The 18,656-nt window shown below is 72.0% G+C and carries 11 protein-coding genes; 4 read left to right on the forward strand and 7 right to left on the reverse strand.

Going from position 1 to position 18,656, the window contains the following annotated elements:
* Positions 1-482: 482 nt before the first annotated feature.
* The 5 genes from AMYTH_RS0127445 to AMYTH_RS51085 form a co-directional block, all read right to left on the reverse strand.
* Complete coding sequence (locus tag AMYTH_RS0127445) at positions 483-1,178, reverse strand: hypothetical protein (RefSeq protein ID WP_157360675.1); 696 nt, start codon at positions 1,176-1,178, stop codon at positions 483-485.
* 253 nt (positions 1,179-1,431) lie between these two features.
* Complete coding sequence (locus tag AMYTH_RS0127455) at positions 1,432-2,082, reverse strand: response regulator (protein WP_027932957.1); 651 nt, start codon at positions 2,080-2,082, stop codon at positions 1,432-1,434.
* Positions 2,079-3,263, reverse strand: a complete 1,185-nt coding sequence (locus AMYTH_RS0127460; RefSeq protein ID WP_027932958.1) for a sensor histidine kinase — start codon at positions 3,261-3,263, stop codon at positions 2,079-2,081. The genes AMYTH_RS0127455 and AMYTH_RS0127460 overlap by 4 nt, the downstream gene beginning before the upstream one ends.
* A gap of 250 nt (positions 3,264-3,513) precedes the next feature.
* Positions 3,514-5,811, reverse strand: a complete 2,298-nt coding sequence (locus AMYTH_RS0127465; protein WP_027932959.1) for a molybdopterin-dependent oxidoreductase — start codon at positions 5,809-5,811, stop codon at positions 3,514-3,516.
* Between the two features lie 133 nt (positions 5,812-5,944).
* On the reverse strand, positions 5,945-7,750 hold the full coding sequence (locus tag AMYTH_RS51085; RefSeq protein ID WP_027932960.1) for a rhodanese-like domain-containing protein: 1,806 nt from the start codon (positions 7,748-7,750) through the stop codon (positions 5,945-5,947).
* Between the two features lie 1,242 nt (positions 7,751-8,992).
* On the opposite strand from AMYTH_RS51085, the gene AMYTH_RS49080 reads away from it, so the two are divergent.
* The gene (locus AMYTH_RS49080) at positions 8,993-9,613 is read left to right on the forward strand and encodes a L,D-transpeptidase (protein ID WP_027932961.1); all 621 of its coding nucleotides are present in this window, start codon (positions 8,993-8,995) and stop codon (positions 9,611-9,613) included.
* Here the strand turns inward: AMYTH_RS49080 and AMYTH_RS0127480 are convergent.
* Positions 9,610-11,904: a helix-turn-helix transcriptional regulator gene (locus AMYTH_RS0127480; protein ID WP_027932962.1), complete on the reverse strand. Its 2,295-nt coding sequence runs from the start codon at positions 11,902-11,904 to the stop codon at positions 9,610-9,612. The two genes, AMYTH_RS49080 and AMYTH_RS0127480, sit on opposite strands and share 4 nt — an antisense overlap.
* Entirely contained in the window at positions 11,901-13,061 is a 1,161-nt protein-coding gene (locus AMYTH_RS0127485; RefSeq protein ID WP_027932963.1) for an Hsp70 family protein, read from the reverse strand. Before AMYTH_RS0127485 ends, AMYTH_RS0127480 begins: the two co-directional genes overlap by 4 nt.
* Positions 13,062-13,287: 226 nt before the next feature.
* On the opposite strand from AMYTH_RS0127485, the gene AMYTH_RS0127490 reads away from it, so the two are divergent.
* The 3 genes from AMYTH_RS0127490 (at position 13,288) to AMYTH_RS0127500 (ending at position 18,486) form a co-directional block, all read left to right on the forward strand.
* Positions 13,288-15,333: an IniB N-terminal domain-containing protein gene (locus tag AMYTH_RS0127490; RefSeq protein WP_027932964.1), complete on the forward strand. Its 2,046-nt coding sequence runs from the start codon at positions 13,288-13,290 to the stop codon at positions 15,331-15,333.
* 109 nt (positions 15,334-15,442) lie between these two features.
* On the forward strand, positions 15,443-17,242 hold the full coding sequence (locus AMYTH_RS0127495) for a dynamin family protein (RefSeq protein WP_027932965.1): 1,800 nt from the start codon (positions 15,443-15,445) through the stop codon (positions 17,240-17,242).
* Positions 17,239-18,486 carry a P-loop NTPase family protein gene (locus AMYTH_RS0127500; protein ID WP_027932966.1) on the forward strand — a complete coding sequence of 416 codons (1,248 nt, stop codon included), beginning with the start codon at positions 17,239-17,241 and terminating at the stop codon, positions 18,484-18,486. Before AMYTH_RS0127495 ends, AMYTH_RS0127500 begins: the two co-directional genes overlap by 4 nt.
* The last annotated feature ends 170 nt before the right edge of the window (positions 18,487-18,656 follow it).

Consider the following 18,656-nt stretch of genomic DNA (forward strand, 5'->3'; position numbering starts at 1 on the left):
TCTCTTCGTCGACCAGCGTCGGCGGCTCGGCAGTTGATGCCGGCATCACGACATCGTGTCACCACACGTCGCGCCACCGCGCCACCGCAAGACGCCAGCGCGGCATCGCGGCGCTTCGGCATCGCGCCATCAGGGCAGGGCGCCAACACGCCATCACGACCACGCCATCGCCGCATCACGCCATCACGCCATAGCCGCATCGCCGCATCGCCGTCACGGCATCACGGCATCACGGCATCACGGCATCACGGCATCGAGCCTGCCCGCCCGGCCCAGTCCGAGCCGCGCTCTGCCCCGGCCCGTCGCCGATCCGGCCGACCCGACTTCTCCACCAGCCCAACCGCGGCGGACACCCGGCATCGACCCTGCGCAGCCGATCCCAGCACGGGCACACCCGCCCGTCCCATCAGCACCAAGGACCAACCGCCACCCCGCCGGCGGCGTGCGCAGACGGTTCCTCGACCGACGGCGAGCGAGAGGGCTCAGCGACCGAGCGGCCCGAAGGACCGCGTCGACCGGTCCTGCTCCTCGTCGAAGTCACCGCGCGGGTCGATCTGGTTCCACGTCCAGACCTCGAACAGCTGCTTGATCTGCTCGTCGATCGCCTGGCCGAGCGGCTTGTCCTGATCCCTGGTCTCCTCGACCGGACCAGTACGCGCCTCACCGCGGTCGACGGTCGTCTTCTTGGTTGCGGTCGGCTTCTTCTGCACCGGCGCAGAGGCCTTGGCCGTCGGCGGAGCCGCTGTCGGCGGGGTGGTCACCGGCGCCTGAGGAGCGGAAGTCGTGCTCGGAGCCGGTTGCACCGGCTGGGCAAGACCGGCGTTCGGCACCACCCCGGCAGCCACCGCAGGTGCCGTCCCCGCATCGTTGCCGGAACCGAAGGTGCCACCCGCCACCCAGCCCACACCCAAAAGGACGACCGCCGCAGCCGCGACCAGCAGGTTGCGACGCACCCGGCGGAGCAGCCGCCGCTTCTCCATGGCACCGGGCAAACCAACCACCACCGGGGTGGGCGCGAGCTCGCCAGACACAGGCGGGAAGTCGGTAACCGTGGGCTCGTCGTCTTCGCACGTGTCGACGGGCTTGGGTGCGCTCGCGGCAACGATTCCCGTACGGTCCGCCAGTTGCACGCTCCACACGAGGTCATCCGACCTGTCACGCAGGATCGTGCGCGCCATCAACACCCTCCATCGGCACGGCGTGGACTGTCCCCGGTACGTCGCCGCTCGCCGGGCGTCACTCGACCACCCACAGAACCAGCTGCGGCTCGGGAAAAGCTACCAGCGCGATGAGTTCATCGATGCCGAGAGACTCTCACTTTCCCTGATCATGGAGAAAGATAACTCCATCGGGTGATGATCAAGTGCACAATCCTGCGGTCCGTAGTCACTGCCCTCCCGCTCGCTGGACCTCTTGTTACCTTCTGACTCCTCACCTCCCCTCAACGCTGGTTTCCCACGCCCAGGCAGCGATCGCGACCCGATTACGCAGGCCCAGCTTCCGCTGGACGCTCCTCAAGTGCGTTTTCACCGTGCCTGCCGTGATTCCCAGAACCTGGCCGATCTCCAGGTTCGTCTTCGCCTCCGCGACGAGACGCGCTATCTCCCATTCCCGTTCGGTCAACGCCGCCGGCCGGTGATCATGGACTGCGGGCAGGCCCATCTGCTGGAAGAGGCGCATGGTCATCTGCGGACTGATCAGCATGTCGCCCGACACGGCAGCGCGGACACCTTCGACCAGCAAACCAGGCCCGGACCTCTTCAACAGGAACCCACAAGCGCCGTTCTGGAGCGCGACCCGCGCGTACTCGTCGAGCTCGAACGTCGTGATCACGATGACCCGCAGTGGATCCGCCACCTCCGGTCCAGCAAGCTCCCGGGTCACCGACAACCCATCGCGTCCCGGCATCCGGACGTCGACCAGCACGACGTCCGGCTTCAACTCGCGAGCCCGTTGCACGGCTGAATCACCATCGGCCACCTCGCCGATCACCTCGAGATCATCCTCAGCCTCGAAGATCTGCCGCAAACTCCGGCGAACCACCTCCTGATCGTCCGCGACGAGAATCCGGATCGCCGTCACGAGACCACCGGCAACACCACGTGAACCGCCCAGCCCGCCTGACCCACCGGACCCGCCCACGCGGTCCCGCCCAGCGTGGCCACTCGTTCTGCCAAGCCGCGCAGACCCGACCCGCCGGCCCGAGCCCGCTTGAGCAGCCCCTGCCTTCGCACGCCGTCGTTGGCGACCCGGACGACCAGGTGTGCACCGTCGCGGCGCACCGCTACCGACACTTGACGCGCCTCCGGGGCATGCCGTCGGACGTTCGTGAGAGCTTCCAGCACCACGCGATGGATGGTTCCCGCGATCTCGGGACGCACGTCCTCCGCTTGGTCATCCAACTCCAGCCGCACTCGCGTCTGCCCGAGCGCCTCGAACCGTTGCACGAGAGCTGGAAGGTCCGAGGCCCATGGAGTCCGCTCGACGTCGACCATCCCGGGCGCACCATCGCCGTGCCGGAGCCAACACAACGCCTTGTCGATCGAGTCGAGCACGCGGACGCCGGCCTCTTCGATGCGCTCCAGCGCACGGTGCGCGTCCCCCGGGGCACGGCTGGGAAGCCGCGCAGCCTGCGCCTCCAGCACCAGCCCGGTCACCTCGTGCCCAAGCCAGTCGTGCAAGTCGCTCGCCAGTTGCACGCGTTGCTCTCGGCGAGCCGCGTGAACGGACTCCTCGCGCTTCTCGTCGAGAGAACGCAGGTACAGACCAACCGCTACGGCGCATGCTGCCAACAACGCCCAGCCGAAGCACCACTCGCTTGCCGAACCGGTCGACGGAGACGCACGCGAACCCGCCGTGAGCCGCAGTGGCGCCAGAACTACTGCACTCATGAGCAAGCCGACGGAGAACGGCGCACCTCGCCCTCTTGCATGTCGGACTGCCTGCACGAGAACGCACAGCAGGAAACCGGTCTCCACCAGTAGCCACGAGGCAAGGCTCCGACCCGCCGCTTCGCCGCCGCAGAACGTCGCTATCAGAGAGCTCACGGCTGCAACCCCGGACGCAGCGGCAATGACCGCGTGCCTGCGGGTGCGTTGCATCGCGATGCCCAGCGCCGCAAGAAGAACCACCAGCGAAGACGCGGTGGTGAGCACGGTGCCGAGGGGCATCGCCACGAGCACCGCGCACACCGCACCGAGAACTGGGACAGGCCAACCCAGTTCTGCCTTGATCCTTCGGCCGGCGCCGGTCGTGGTGCTCATGTCTGTTTCTCCTCGCTCGGAAGTGGCGGTGATAGGAGAATGCACGAACTGGTTCGCGAGCACCATCTACCAAAAGACAGATATTGGGGAGATCGCCGGAGAGATTCGATCGATTGGGTTAGCGACTGAATTCAATTTTGGTGTACCGTCGAAGACACCGCAGCCCGCGAGAACCACCGGATCTGCTGCGGTGCAAGCAAAACCGCTGACGAGGAGCTCCTATGCGATACACCCTGCGCGCCATCTCCACCTACATCTCGCGTCCGCGCGAGATGACCGGTGGCCGGTTCACGACAACGCCAGGTGGTTCACCCGCGAAACGCTCGATTTCGACCAGCACGTGCTGCCCCGTGCACCCTTGGGACAGTTGTGACGACGGGACATCGGCGGTGAGCACGTTGGGGTTGCCGTGCACACACAGGGATCCCGCCGGATCGAACCACGCGCCGGTCGGCAGCTGTGCCACGCCAGGGCGAAGATCTGTGCAGAGCACGGCTCCAGCCAGACAAGCGCCCCGGTCGTTGAATATCCGGACGACGTCTCCGTCGTTGATCCCGCGCGGGCCCGCGTCGTCGGGATGCAGGCGCACGGCCTCGCGGCCCGCAACCTTCGCCGCCTGGCTGACCGCACCGCCGTCGAGCTGGCCGTGCAGCCGGGTGTGGGGCTGATTCGCGATGAGGACCAACGGGAAACGAGCCGCACGCTCGCCGCCGGCCCACTCCATCGGCTCCAGCCAGGCCGGATGACCAGGGCAGTCGTCGTAGCCGAACGAAGCCACTGTCTCGGAGACGATCTCGATCCGGCCGCTCGGGGTTGCGAGCCGGTTGGCTACGGGGTCGGCCCGGAATTCGGCCCAGAGCGTCCGGTCGGTCTCCGTGTTCGGCAACCGGAGGCCGCCCTCCTCCCAGAATTCCTCGAACGAGGGAACGAAGATTCCCTTGCCGGCCAGGCGCTCTCGCCAGGTGCCGTAGAGGTGCTCGAGCCACTCGCGCGCCGTGCGGCCCTCGGTGAACTGTTCCTCGATCCCCAACCGGGCAGCCAGTCCGGCGAGGATCGCGTAGTCGTCCCTGGCCTGTCCCCGGGGTTCGGCGATCCGGTGCATCGCGACGAGGTGGGTGTCACGGCGGCCGGAGCCGAAGTCTTCACGCTCCAGTGCTGTAGTGGTGGGCAGAACGATGTCGGCGTGCCGCGCGGTGGCGGTCCAAAAGGGTTCGTGCACGACGACGGTGTCGGGCCGGGCGAACGCTTCGCGCAGGCGGTTCAGGTCCTGGTGGTGGTGGAAGGGGTTGCCACCGGCCCAGTACACGAGATGGATGTCTGGATAGGTGCGTTCGGTGCCGTCGTACTGGTAGCGGGTGCCGGGATTGAGGAGCATGTCCGCGATCCGGGCCACCGGGATGAACTGCTTGACCGGGTTGATCCCCTGGGACAGGTAGGGCACCTGGAAGTTCGGGCCGATGTCGCCGCTGTCTCCCATGGAGCCATACCCGTGGCCGAAGCCGCCCCCGGGTAGCCCGATCTGACCGAGCATGGCGGCGAGGGCGATGGCTGCCCACACGGGTTGCTCACCGTGTTCGATGCGCTGGAGGCTCCAGGTGACAGTGATGAAGGTGCGGTGGGCGGCCATGCGTCGGGCGAGGTCGACGATGTCCGCGGCCGAGATGCCGGTCAGGGCACTGGCCCAGGCGGCGTCCTTGACGGTTCCGTCGTCGGCACCGAAGAGGTAGCGCTCGAACGCGTCGTAACCAGTGCAATAGCGGTCGAGGAAGTGGCGGTCGTGCAAGCCTTCTGCGGCGAGGGTGTGCGAGAGCGCGAGCATAAGCGCGGTGTCCGTCGCAGGGCGGATGGGGTACCACCGCGCGGCCAGCCGTTGCGGGAGATCAGCGCGGAGTGGGCTGATCAGGGCGACCTCGACGTCCCGGTCGGCGAGCTGGGCGAGGAACCCGGGGGTGTGGTGCCGGGTGACTCCGCCGGGAGTGACGAAGACGTTCTTCTCGGGGACTCCGCCGAACGCCACGAGGAGTTCGGTGTTCGCCACGATCGTCGGCCAGCTCGAACCATTGCGCAGGACATCGTTGGCGGTGCCGACGATGTGTGGCAGCACCACCGAGCTGGTGCCGTTGCTGTAGGTGTTGCGAGAGGAGGTGAAACCACCGAAGACGTTGAGGAACCGGTGCAGCTGGCTCTGGGCGTGGTGAAAGCGGCCGGCGCTCGCCCAGCCGTAGGAGCCGCCGTAGATCGCCTCGTTCCCGTGGTCGGCGCGGACCCGTCGGAGCTCGGCCGAGAGCAGATCGAGGGCCTCGTCCCAGCTGACCTCGACGAAGTCCTCGTGACCGCGTTTCGGATCCGGACCCGGCCCGCGCTCCAGCCACCCTCGTCGGATCGCGGGCGCAGCGATCCGGTTGGGGTCCGTCAAAGCGCTCGGCAGGTTGCCGAGTAAGGGTGACGGCGCCGGGTCTTCGGGGTGCGCGGCGACCTGGAGGCGCCCGTTTTCGTCGAGTCCGGCTGAGAAGGCTCCCCAGTGCGAGGTGCTCGGCCGCAAGCGCATACGTCTACAACTACCAGGAAGGAAGGTGCGCGAACGTGTGATGACAAGTGACCGTGGACATGGCCGGGTACGCGCTGCCCGGGCTGGACTCCGTACGTGAGGCGACCGACCCGGGCAGCACGTGATCGCTTCGCTACGGGTTCGGGCCGGTCGCCGCGGGGCGGTCGGGCTGGTTCGACCACTGCGACCACGAACCGGGATACAGGGCGGCGTCGATGCCGGCGATGGCGAGAGCCGCGATCTCGTGAGCTGCCGTCACACCGGAGCCGCAGTACACCCCGACCGGGCCTTCGGCTGCGCCCAGCTCGCGGAAGCGGGCGGCGAGCTGCTCGGGCGAGTGGAACCGGCCCTCGGCAGTGAGGTTCTCGCCGGTCGGCGCACTGATGGCACCGGGGACGTGGCCGGCGCGCGGGTCGATCGGCTCCTGCTCGCCCCGGTATCGCTCACCGGCCCGAGCGTCGAACAGCGTGCCCTTGCCGGGCAGCGCGGCTGCCTCGTCGATGCTGAGGACCGGCAGGTGACCGGGCTTGAGGACGACGTCGCCCGGCTCGGGGTTCCGGCCGAAACCGGTTTCCAGAGGCCTGTCGCCCCACGCGGCAAGTCCGCCGTCGAGGAGCCGGACGTCCGCAACCCCCGCCCAGCGGAGCAGCCACCAGGCGCGAGCGGCGGCCAGATTTCCGCCGTTGTCGTAGGCGACGACGGACGAGCCCTCGCGGATACCCCAGCGGCGGGCGGCGGCCTGGAGAGCGTCGAGGTCCGGGAGGGGGTGACGTCCCTCGGCGGGGGACGGCGGTGCGGCCAGTTCGGTGTCGAGGTCCACGTACACCGCGCCCGGCAGATGACCGTCGAGGTAGTGGCGGTGCCCGTTCGGGTCGCCCAGTGCCCAGCGCACGTCCAGCAGGACGGGTGGGGCGGACGAGTCGAGCTGCCGCTGGAGTTCGTCGGCGCTGATCAGGACCGGCGGCCGGGGCAGGTCGAGTTGCGACGGGTCGGCCGAACCTGGCGCCTCGCCACGGGAGGCGGCCAGCGCGAGGCGGCGCTGCACCGCGGCGTTGAACGGCGTCGGAACGCCGTGCAACCGTCCGAGCAGGACGATCTCACCGTTGAGGTAATCGCCTTCGACGGATCCGGCGCCTCGGGCAAGGCTCTGGCGGGTCGAGCTGCCGGCGCGCGGACGTCCAGGGATCTCGGCCGGGTTCGCGGCCGAGGTGTCTATTTCGGACGCTTCGCGTAGATCGACCGGTTCGATCCCTGCCGCGGCTAGCACTCGACGTCCCTCGGCTCGCAGTTCCCGGTTCAACGACGCCGTGCGTTCGTCGTGCCCGAAGAGCGCGTCGACGGCGTTGCCCAGGTTGGCGAGGAGCTTGCCCGCCTTCCAGCGCAGCAGGTCCGGCACGAGCTGGACGCCGAAGCCGGCTGTGCGCAGGTCAGACGCGATCGGGCTGAGGCGCGGGTCGTCACCGGACGGGAACTGTCCCAGCCAGAGGATGCCCGGGAGTTCGGCGCCCTGTGCGCTGACCTCGCCCGGGTCGATGTAGGACGCCGGCATCCACAGCGACGCGCCGAACACGGTGGCGAAACGGCGCAGCGCCGCGCGCTCGTTCTCGAGGCCGTTCTGCAGCATCACAACCGGCAGGTCGGCGGCCAGGCCGGAGCCGGCCGGGCGCCACGACCACTCCTGGAGGACCGCCTCGGTGTCCTGGGTCTTGGTGGCCACGACGAGGACGTCCGACGAGGTAAGTTCGACCTCCTCGGCGTTCCCGGCGACGGGTACCCGCACGAGCTGCTCGCCGGTGGGCCGGAAGTACCGGAGCCCCTGCTCGCGGATCTTGGCGCCGTGCTCGCCGCGCGCGATGAGCACGACCGGCAGCCCGGCGAGTTGCAGCTGAGCGGCGACGGTCGAGCCGACCGCGCCCGCTCCGATGATGACGTAGCGCATGGGGCCATCGTGCCCGAGCGGGAGGCTGGGGGTGTCGGTGCTTCCGCGGGTTGAGACTCGAGCCGGTGACGCACCAATAGGCCGGGACGCTGCACGGAGGGCTGGGCGTGGGCACGGGGCCTTGGCCCCGGGGCACGGGCGCCAGGCGGGAGGTGGCGTGCGCGAGGCGTTGGACGCAGACGCGAGGCGTGGGCACGAGGTACCGGGCGTGGGCACGAGGCACCGGGCGCGGGACGCCGGGCGCGGGCACGAGACGCCGAGCGTGAGGCGGGGCGTGAGGACCGAGGCGCCGCGCGCCAGGTGCAAGGCCCGAGGAGCCAGGCGCCAGACGCGAGGCGCCGGCCACCAGGCGCGGACACCAGACGCGGGGCAGGAGGCGCTGGCACCAGACGCGACACCCGAGGAGCGGGCACCGGGCGCGAGGGCCAAGGCGCCGCGCACCAGAGCAAGCCCCGAGGAGCCAGGAGCCAGGGGGAGCGAGACTCGAGGCGACAGCGCGCGAGGCACGAGCCGGGCACCAGGCATGAGGCACGAGCCGGGCACCGGGTGCGAGACCCGTGAGCTGGGCACCAAGCAATGAGGACCGCTGCGCCGGGCGCGAGGCGCCGGACACGAGACGTCGGCCGGGGCGGAGCGTGACGGGTCGGGGCGGAACGGACCGGAACGGAGCGGAACGGAGCGGAGCGGAACGGAACGGAACGGAGCGGGCCGGAGTGGAGTGGAACGGAGCGGAGCGGGCCGGAGCGGGGCGGAACGGAGCGGGGCGGGCCGGGGCGGGCCGGGGCGGAACGGAGCGGGCGGGGCGGGGCGAAGCGTGACGGGGCGGGAGGGCCGGAGGGGGCCGGGAGGGCGGAGCGGGGTGGGGAGTGCTGGGCGCGAGGCCTGAGGGCGACGCGCGAACGCTGGACGCCAGTCGGGGAGGCACACGCGCAGCCGGGAGGCACGCGCAGTCGGGGAAGCACACGCCCAGCCGGGGAGGCACGCGCAGTCGGGGAAGCACACGCCCAGCCGGGACGCACACGCCCAGCCGGGGAGGCACACGCCCAGCCGGGGAGGCACACGCCCAGCCGGGGAGGCACAGGCCCCGCCGGGGCATCCAGAGAAGCGCAGTCCCCACTCATCCGTGTGAACTTCAGCGTCCAAACCTGGTGCAACAAGATCGTGACCTGCGGCGCTCAACCACCACCCCGCCGATCACGTCTATCCGCTTGTAGACACCAAACCGAAAAGCTGGGGGATCGAGTGAGCGTCAAGAAGATGGTGCTGGCCGCGGCGGCTGTGGCCGCCGCGCTGGTGCTTACGGCCTGTGGGAACGCCGCCGAGCAGGCCGCGGACGTGCAGCAGGTTGCCGCGACCACCGCTGCCCCCACCACGAGCGCGCCGCCCGCGATCACCACCTCGGCTGCGCCCTCGCCGGCCACCAGCAGCTCCACGCCTGCGCCGTCGACCAGCTCGAAGACCTCCACCTCGAAGAAGACCACCAGCACGACGACCAAGGCGAAGGCCGCCCCGGCGGGCGTGCCCTGCTCGGCCACCGTCGACGCTTGCGTGGACCTCTCGGCGAAGAAGGCGTGGCTCCTCAGCGACGGCGAAGTCGTCTACGGCCCGGTCCAGATCATGCCCGGCTCGGCCGGCAACCCGACCCCCGTCGGCACCTTCCGCGTCTCGGGGAAGGTCAGGGACTACCACAGCCGCGAGTTCGACGCCCCCATGCCGAACTCGGTCTTCTTCCAGCCCGGCATCGCCTTCCACCAGGGCAGCCTGTCCAAGTACTCGCACGGCTGCATCCACCTGTCGACCGGCGCCTCGCAAAAATTCTTCAGCACGCTGGCGAGCGGGGACACCGTGCAGGTCGTCCGCTAGGACGCCACCTGCACGATCTCCCGCAGCTCGGCCAGCAGCTCGCCGCGGCTGCCTGCGCCCAGGCGCTGGCGCATCCGTGCCATGTGGTGCTCGACCGTCTTCGCCGAGATGAACAGGCGATCACCGATCTGCTTGTACGTCAGCCCGGCGACCACGAGCTCCGCGACCTGCCGCTCCCGCTCGCTCAGCCGCACCCCGCCCGTGTGCTCCACCGCCTCCCGGCCCGGCCGGCCCTGGAGCACACGGGCACAGTCCAGCAGCGTCACCATCGCCTTCCGGTCCGACGTCCGGATCGCCGCCTGCCCGGCCAGCCGCGCGCCGTCCCAGCACAGGCCGACCCCGTGCAGGTCCCGCGCCGCCGTCTCGACCGCCACGGCGTCGACCTCGCCGCCCAGCACCTCCAGCCAGCACTGCGCCGCGCGGGCGATCGTCGCGAAGTACGGGCCCGCCGACGCCGCCTCCGACAACGCCGCGGCGTGCGCGGCCGCCTCCTCCGGCTGCTCCGCGATTACCGCCGCGTGCAGGCCGCTCCAATGCAACGCGCTCGCCCACAACGGCGGATTCCCCAGCCCGGCCAGCAACTCCCGCGCCTGCCGCAGGTGCGGCGCCAGCCGGTCCCGCTCCCCCAGCCGCGCCGCCGCCACCTCGAACTCCCCGAACGGCAGGAACGTGAACAGGTCCACCGGGTGGCGGACCACCGCCTCGCGCGCCTCGATCCAGATCCGCCGCAACCCGGCCAGATCGCTCGACCGGCGCGCCAGCCCGACCCGCAACCCGACCGCGAACAACCAGTCCCGCGGCGACAACTGCTCCCCCGCCGACCGCAACTGCGCGGTCGCGCCCTCCTCGTCGCCACGCAGCATCGCGATCCACGCCAGCAGCAACCGGTGCCGCGGCACCAGCACCCCCGACGACACCGCCCGCTCCAGCAACGGCTCCGCGATCGCCGCCTCACCCGAGTGCAACGCCACCAGCGCGCCCAGCGCCGCCGGGCTGTCCGGCAGCAGCACCCGGTCCGACACCGGCTCCAGCATCTCCGCCGAACGGATCAAAGTGGACAGTGCCACCGTCGGCTGGTCCGTCACCGACTCCAGGACACCACGAGCCGCCGAGGACACCGCACCCGCGAGCAGCGTCGGCGGACCGTCCACAGCGGACTTGCCGAGCAGCTTCTCCGCCTCCGCCAGCCGCCCGGACCCGGTCAGGCCGATCACCGCGAAGCAGCGCGCCGCAGCCGTGTCGGACCACTGGAACAGCTCCGCGCTGCGCGCCAGCTGGCCCCGGTGCGCCAGCGCCGCGCCCGCGACCTGCGCCCCCTCGGCCCGGTCCACCGCGTCGTCCGCGGCGATCACCTGGTCGGCCAGCTGCAGGGCCGTGTCGAAGTCACCGGTCCGCGCGACCGCCTCAGCCCAGCGCGTGCCCACCGCCGCCGTCGGCCGCCCGGCACGCACGGCCGCCTCGTACAACCGCGCGGCCAACGCCGGATCGCCTGCCGCCTCGCCCGCGGCCACCTCGAACGCCGTCGCGACGTCCGCCCCGGTCACGCCCGTCCCGATCAGCGGCCGGACCAGGCTCAGCACCGGCCCGCTGCGGTCGAGCTGCCGCCGGATCAGCCGCAGCCGCAATGCGATCCGCCGGTCCGCGGGCACCAGTTCACGCAGGGCGCGCGCGGCGACCGGCAGCAACCGGCCGTCCGGCCCGAGGTACCCGGTCGCGCGCACCGCTTCGACCGTCGACGCGGGCAGCTTCAACGCGGCGAGCAGGTCCGGATCGGCCCCGGCCTCGACCGCGAGCAGGTAGCACAGCGAATCCTCACCGGCCTGGTCCAGCTCGTGCCGGAACGCCGCGACCAGCTCACCGTCGCCACCGGCCAGCAGGCGCACGAACCCCGGCACGCCACCGGTCTGCGCCAGCACCGTGTCGACCGCCATCGGCCGCCCGGCCCTGGCCAGGAACGTCTCCGTCCGCAGCCGGTCGAACGGACGCAGCACGAGCTGCCCGGTCAGACGGCCGAGCACCTGGTTCAGCGCGGACGGCCGCGGATGCGGGCGCGCCGCGATGACGAGACCGGCCGACTCGTCGTCGAGCTGACGGGCCACTTCGGACAGTTCGGCGTCGGTGAGCAGGTGGGCGTCGTCGACCAGCCGCACGCCGGGGGCGCCGGCGAGGTGGTCGAGCACGGCGGTTTTGCCGTAGCCGCCAGGGGCCACGATCGCGAGGCGGACCGGCGCGAGCTGACCGGATTTGATCGCCGCGCAGACCCGCTCGGTGGGTTCGTCCAGCAGGATCACTCGTCGTCCTCGCTTCGGGAGCCGCCGCGGCGGGAGGGCGCGAACCGGCGACGGGGCGGTTCGAGCGGGGTCAGTACGACGGGCGGCCGCGGCGGAACGGGTTCGTCGTCGTACACGTCTTCGGGTTCCAGGTCGGGGAAGCCGGTCACCTTGGGCACGAGCGCGGTCGACTCGACCGCCGCGCCTTCCACGAGCCGCGCGACCAGCGCCGCCCCGCGCGCGACCGCGGACGCCGGCTCGGGCTCGGCGACCACCCGGCCGCCGGTCAGCCCGGCGACCAGCTCGGTGAGCAGCGGGACCGCCGCCGTGCCGCCGACCAGCAGCACGACGCTCAGCCGTTCGTACCGGCGCAGCGGTTCGAGCGTCGCGAGCAGGTTCGGCCGCACCAGCCGGTCGAACTCCGCGCGCGTCACCCGTACCGGCCCGATCTCGGTCTCGGGCAGCGCCGACAGCCGCTCCTTCGCCTCCGCGCACACCAGCCGCAACGCCGACGGCGCGACGTCGCCGCAGCGCTCGCGGACGTGCTCGAACAGCAGGTCGTCGAGCGTCTTCCCGGCCGTCGGCTCGGCCGGTTCGGCGTGCGTGACCAGCTCGAACGTCGTGGCTCCGCGGCGCAGCACGGCGAGGTCGGCGTGCTCGCCGCCGATCCGGCACACCCCGACGAGCGTCTGCGGGTCGATCCGCTCACGCGCGAGGTGCCCCTCCGCGGCGGCGACCGGCGTCGGCAACAGCATCGCGGGCGGCAACCCGGCCGCGGCCAGCGCATCCAGCAGCAGCTTGCGCCGGTAGGTACCCCAGGACGGCGGGTGCGTGATCGCGATGCGCTCGGCAGGCTCGCCCTCGTCGGCGGCGACCTGGTCGACGACCCACCCCGCGACGGCGGCCGTGAGCGCCTCGGCCGTGTACAGCTCGTCACCAAGGAGGAACGGAACGTCGTCGCCGACCCGGCGCAAGAAACCACGCGCCACCCGGTCGGGTTCCACGACCGAGCGCCGAACCGCCTCCGCGCCGACTGACACCGTCGCGTCCGGGGCGACGTGCACGACCGACTCGACGGCGGGCACGACCACCGGCTCCGACCAGCGTTCGCCCACGTCACGGCACACGGCAGCGGCGATGCCGGTGCTGCCGATGTCGATGCCGAGAACGTGACGCATAGGGGTTGAATCCTCACTCACGGGGTCGCCCCTTCGTACCAAAGTCGCCCGTTGGGGTCACATCCCCTAATCCCCTAACCGGTTGCCCCGATGGCCTCGCCGAAGGTTGCGGACCGATCCCCGATGCCGCGGTAACGGAACGGTCACTAGCTTCAGCCAAGGCGTCCTGCGGTGCACCCTGGACGCCTTGTCCGTTTTCACCCCCCGAGATCCGCGGAGATATTCCTTGTCTCTCCCCGCCCAGAACCTGCACGAGTTCGTGCTCACCCTGCTGAACGACGAGGCTGCCCGGTCGGCGTTCGCCGCCGACCCGACCAGCGCGCTCGCCGCCGCCGGCTTGAGCGACGTCACGCCGCAGGACATCCAGGAAGTCGCCCCGCTGGTCGCCGACTACGCGCCCGCGCCGCTGGCCGACGCCCTGTCCGCGCTGCCGCTGGACGCCGACGTGACCGACCTGCAGGGCGCCATCGCCCAGCTGCAGGCCGTCGCGGACGCGGCCGACGCGCTGCCGGTCGAGGCCCCCGAGCTGCCCCTGGACGTCCCGGCCCGCGCCGACCTGCCCATCGACGCCCCGGCCCTGCCGGTCGACACCTCCGCGCTGCCGCTCGGCGAGGAGCTGCTGGGTGGCCCGACCGCCCAGGTGCTGCCCGAGCTCGGCGACCTGCCGGTGGAGCTGCCCGCTCTGGGTGACCTGCCGCTGGGCGACCTGCCGCTCGACGTCCCGGCCCGCCAGGACCTGCCGGTCAACGCGCTGCCGGTGGACCAGCTGCCGCTGGACGCGCTGCCCACGGACAGCCTGCCCACCGACGCGCTGCCGGTCGAGCTGCCCGAGCTGGGTGACATCCCGGTCGAGCTGCCCGAGCTGAGCGACCTGCCGCTCCAGCCGCCCGCCGTCGACGGCCTCCCGCTGGACGCCCGCAACGACCTGCCGACCGAGGCGCTCACCGGCGCGGCCCCCGAGCTGGGCGAGCTGCCGGTCGGGCTGCCCGAGGTCGAGGGCCTGCAGGGCTCGCTGCCCGGGCTCCCGGTCCAGCTGCCCGCCCTGGGTGAGCTGCCCTCCCTGCCGACCGTGGGCGCCGAGCGCGCCGACGTGCCGAGCGAGCTGACCGCCCTGCCGGTCGACGGGAGCGGCCTGCCCCTCGACACCAGCGCGCTGCCCCTCGACGCCGGTTCCCTGCCGGTGGGCACCGAGGACGTCGCCGCCCTCGGCGAGGCCGTCGGCCTGACCGAGCTGCCGGAGACGGGCGACCTGCCCGTCGACCTCGACACGCTGGGCTCGCTGCCGGTGGCCGCCCCGTCGCTGGGCGACAAGCCGTTCACCGCTCCCGACCTGGACATCCCGGCCGTCGGCCGCGTGGACACCGCCAGCGCGGGCTCCGAGGACGGCTACGCCACCACCGTGTCCTACGAGGGCGAGCTGGCCGAGGGCGCCGCCGCGGCCGCCGCCGCCCAGGAAGGCGCCGGTGTCGCCGGCACCGCGGGCACCCCGGCGGGCGCCTTCATCGGCAGCGCCGCCGGCAGCACCGAGGGCTTCACCGGCGGCCTCGCCGTCGAGAACAACGAGGGTGAGCTGCAGGGCGGCCTGACCGCTGGTGAGGACGCCGTCCTCGCGGGCGCCCGCACCGACTCGGCCCTGGGCACCTACACCCTCGGCGTGGACGGCACCCCCGCCGACCTGCCCGCCGACGTGCCGAGCTTCGACGAGGCTGGCGACCTGGCCGGTTCGCTCGACTCGGACGTCCTCGGCCGCGCCGAGCCCGCCGCCGGCACGATCGCCGACTACATCTCGATCGGCGGTGACCTGGTCGGCGGCGGTGTCGCGCAGAACTCGGCCACCCTCGGCGAGTACCTGACGCTGGGTGGCGCGCAGACCGGTGACCTGGTCGCCAACGCGGGCGCCCAGGCGGGCACCGCGATCTCCGACGGTGGCCACCAGGCCGCGGACCTCGCCTCCGACCTGCCCGCCGCCCCCGGCGTGCCGACCGTGCTGCCCGCCGCCGTCCCGGCCGAGATCCCGGCCGAGGCGCCCGGCGACCTGCCGGTCCACTTCGGCGCCGAGCTGCCGCAGGGCCTGCCGCACCTGCCGGTCGCGAACCCGCTGCCGGACGTCACCGGCCAGGTCGAGCACGCGCTGACCACGGACCCGGTCAAGGAGGTCGTCTCCGTGACCGACAGCCCGCTGGTCGACACGCTCGGCCCGCTCAACCACGCGCCGCTGCCCGAGGCCGCCGACCTCGACAACCTGCACGGCGACCTGCCCCTGGGGCACTGACCGGTAGCCGCAACGGCGCGGCTACCACTCACCGATGAAGCGGCGGGGTTCGTCTCAGAACGGACCCCGCCGCTTCACGTTTTGGTCACGACACGGCACACTCCTCCGCGTGCTCGCACCACCCTGGCTCGACGTACTGGACGACACCGCCCACGTCTGCGCCACCCAACGGCGCCCGGACCTGGCCGATCGCATCCGCAGACGCAGAGCCCAGCTGCTCGACGAGAAGCTGCGGGTCGTCGTGATCGGCGAGACCGGCCAGGGCAAGAGCCAGCTGGTGAACGCGCTGGTCAACGCGCCGGTGTGCGCGGTCGGCGAGGATGCCACGACCACGGTCCCGGCCGTCGTGACGCACGCCGAGAAGCCGACGGCGGCCGTCGTCACGGCCGGCCCGCGGGCCATCGAGGGCCCGGCGCGGCAGCCGGTGCCGGTGGAGTCGGTGACCGGCCAGGCCAATCGGGAAGCGGTCGCAGTGAGCGGTCCACCGGTCGTCCGGGCCGAGGTGGGCCTGCCCCGCGCGCTGCTGGCCGGCGGGCTGGCGCTGGTCGACACGCCGCCGCGGGCGGCGATGGAGACCGTCGATTCGGCGGACGCCGTGCTGATGGCCACCGACGCGACGAGCGAGCTGTCGGCGTCGGAGATCCAGCTGCTCGAGCAGGTCGTCCGGCTGTGCCCGACGGTGCTCGTGGTGCTCACCAAGATCGACCTGGTGCCCGGGTGGCGGACGGTCGCGCAGCGCAACCGCAACCGGCTGGACCAGCGCGGGCTGATGGCGTCGCTGATCCCGGTTTCCGCGGCGCTGCGGCTGGCCGCGGCCCGCACGGGCGACCAGGCCCTGAACGCCGAGTCCGGGTTCGGCGAGCTGGTCAAGTGCCTGCACCAGGACCTGCCCGGCCAGGCGGACCTGCTGGCCCGGCGCTCGGTCGCCGCCCTCAGCACGACCACCGTCGAGGCGCTGCAGAACGAGCTGACCGAGGAGTTCGCCGCGACGCAGCAGCCGGACAACGGCGACGCGGTCGCGCGGTGGCACGCCGCCGGGCGGCGCCTGGAGAAGCTGCAGCGGGACGCGAACCGCTGGCAGACGCTGCTGTCCGACGAGGTGTCCGACCTGATCTCGGACGTCGAGTTCGACCTGCGCGACCGGACGCGCAAGATCCTGGTCGAGGTCGACGAGTACTTCGAAACCGCCGACCCGGCGAAGACGTGGCCCGAGTTCGAGGAGTGGCTGCGGGAGAACCTGACCACGGTCGCGGAGACCAACTCGGAGTGGCTGCTCGACCGGTTCGAGTGGATCGCCCGCAAGATCGCGCGGCAGGTCGCGCCGCACCGCGAGGACGCGCTGCCCGACTCGCTGCCGCGCGAGGTGCCCGGTGACGCGATCGGCGACCTGCGGATGCCGCGGGTCGAGCGGTTCGGCGTGGGGCAGAAGCTGTTCGTCGGGATGCGCGGGTCCTACAGCGGTCTGCTGATGTTCGGCCTCGCGACCACCATCGCGGGCCTGCCGCTGATCAACCCGATCTCGCTCGGCGCTGGTGCCGCCTTCGGCGCGAAGAGCGTCTTCGAGGAGCGCGGCAACCGGCTCAAGCGGCGCCAGCACGCCGCGAAGACCGCCGCGCACCGGTACGTCGACGACTTCTTCCTGCGCTACGGCAAGCACAGCAAGGACACCGCGCGGCAGATCCACCGCGCGCTGCGCGACCGGCTGAACGGCGTCGCCGACGAGCTGCGCGGCGAGATCACCGCGACCGCGAAGACGTTCAAGCAGGCCATCGACGACGACACGACCCGCCGCACGGTCCGGGCGAACGAGATCCGCCGGATGATGGAGGAGCTGAACGTGCTGCGCCGCCGCGCCCAGGCCCTGGCCACCCCGGCGCAGCTGCCCGCCCAGCGGGGGATCACCGCGTGAGCCTGGCCGCGAGGACGCACGCGGTCCTGCAGGAGGCCCTCGACGTCTACCAGGACAGCCCGCGGGCGACGAGCTGGCTGCAACGCCAGCTCACCCGGTTCGACGACCCGCTGCGGCTGGCAGTGGTGGGGCCGCGTGGATCGGGCCGGTCGACGCTGCTCGCCGCGCTGGCCGGCGAGCAGCCGCAGGGCGAGATGACCTGGTTCCGCACCTCGCCGGGGCGGTCGCAGGACGAGCTGATGCTGATGGACACGCCGGCGATCGACGGCGGCGCGGCGCCCAGCACGATCGAGGGGATCTGCATGGACGCCGACGCGGTCCTCTACCTCGTGCGGCGCCCGTCCGGAGCCGACCTGTCCTTCCTGCACACGCTGCAGGACCACCCGGTCGCGCGGGCGGCGGCGGTCAACGCGCTGATCGTGTTGTCGCGGGCGGACGAACTCGGCGGCGGCCGGGTGGACGCCGTCATCTCGGCCCGGCAGGTCGCGCGCCGGTACCGGGTCGCGCCGGAGGTCGCCGGGCTGTGCCAGGACGTCGTGCCGGTGGCCGGCTTGCCCGCGCTGGCGGCGCGCACCCTGACCGAGCCGGAGTTCGCGCTGCTGCGCGCGCTCGCCGCCGTGCCGCGGGAGGAGCTGGAGCCGCGGCTGCTGTCGGCGGACCGGTTCGCGGCGGCGGAGTTCCCGGCGCCGGTGGCCGCGTCCGACCGCGCCGCACTGCTCGCGCGGTTCGGGATCTTCGGCGTGCGGCTGGCGATGACGTTGATCCGCCGCGGCGCGGACACGTTGCCCGCGCTGGCCGGTCAGCTCGTGCCACGCAGCGGCCTGGCCGACCTGCGCGATGCGATCGACGGGTACTTCGTCGCGCGGCGGGACGTGCTCAAGGCGCGGTCGGCGTTGATCGGGCTGGAAGTGGTGCTGCGCATGGAACCGCGCCCCGCCGCGGCCGGGCTGGCCGCCGAACTCGAGCGGTTGCTGGCGGGCGCCCACGATTTCCGGGAGCTGCGGCTGGTGGCCGCGCTGCAAACCGGACGGACGTCTTTTTCGGCGGAGCTGAAAGCCGAGGCCCTGAGATTGCTCGGCGCCGGCGGAACTTCACGAGCCGCGCGGCTCGGGCCGGACCAGGTGTTGCCCGCGGTGCGCCGGTGGCGGGACCAGGCGGAGAACCCGGAGCTGAGCGCCGGGGAGCGTCGCGCCGCGGCAGTCGTGTTGCGCAGCTGCGAAGCGATGGCGAACGGGACGATCTGAGGCCGTTCGTCACGAGGCTGTGGGCTCGCCTGGTTGACGAGCCCGGCCGGTTCAGTCGTCGTTGGAGTCGGCGGGCTTGAGGTAGGCGGTGCCGCCCTGCGGCATGCGGCGGAAGAAGTCCACACGAGCGATCGGCTGGCCGTAAGGCTGGCGGCCGATCACGGGATTCA

The organism is Amycolatopsis thermoflava N1165, from assembly GCF_000473265.1.
In the GTDB taxonomy this organism is placed as follows: domain Bacteria; phylum Actinomycetota; class Actinomycetes; order Mycobacteriales; family Pseudonocardiaceae; genus Amycolatopsis_E; species Amycolatopsis_E thermoflava.

Coding starts and splice junctions, on each gene's coding strand:
- AMYTH_RS0127445 (WP_157360675.1), bottom strand. CDS start 1,178: ATGGCGCGCACGATCCTGCGTGACAGGTCGGATGACCTCGTGTGGAGC.
- AMYTH_RS0127460 (WP_027932958.1), bottom strand. CDS start 3,263: ATGAGCACCACGACCGGCGCCGGCCGAAGGATCAAGGCAGAACTGGGT.
- AMYTH_RS0127465 (WP_027932959.1), bottom strand. CDS start 5,811: ATGCGCTTGCGGCCGAGCACCTCGCACTGGGGAGCCTTCTCAGCCGGA.
- AMYTH_RS51085 (WP_027932960.1), bottom strand. CDS start 7,750: ATGCGCTACGTCATCATCGGAGCGGGCGCGGTCGGCTCGACCGTCGCC.
- AMYTH_RS0127485 (WP_027932963.1), bottom strand. CDS start 13,061: ATGCGTCACGTTCTCGGCATCGACATCGGCAGCACCGGCATCGCCGCT.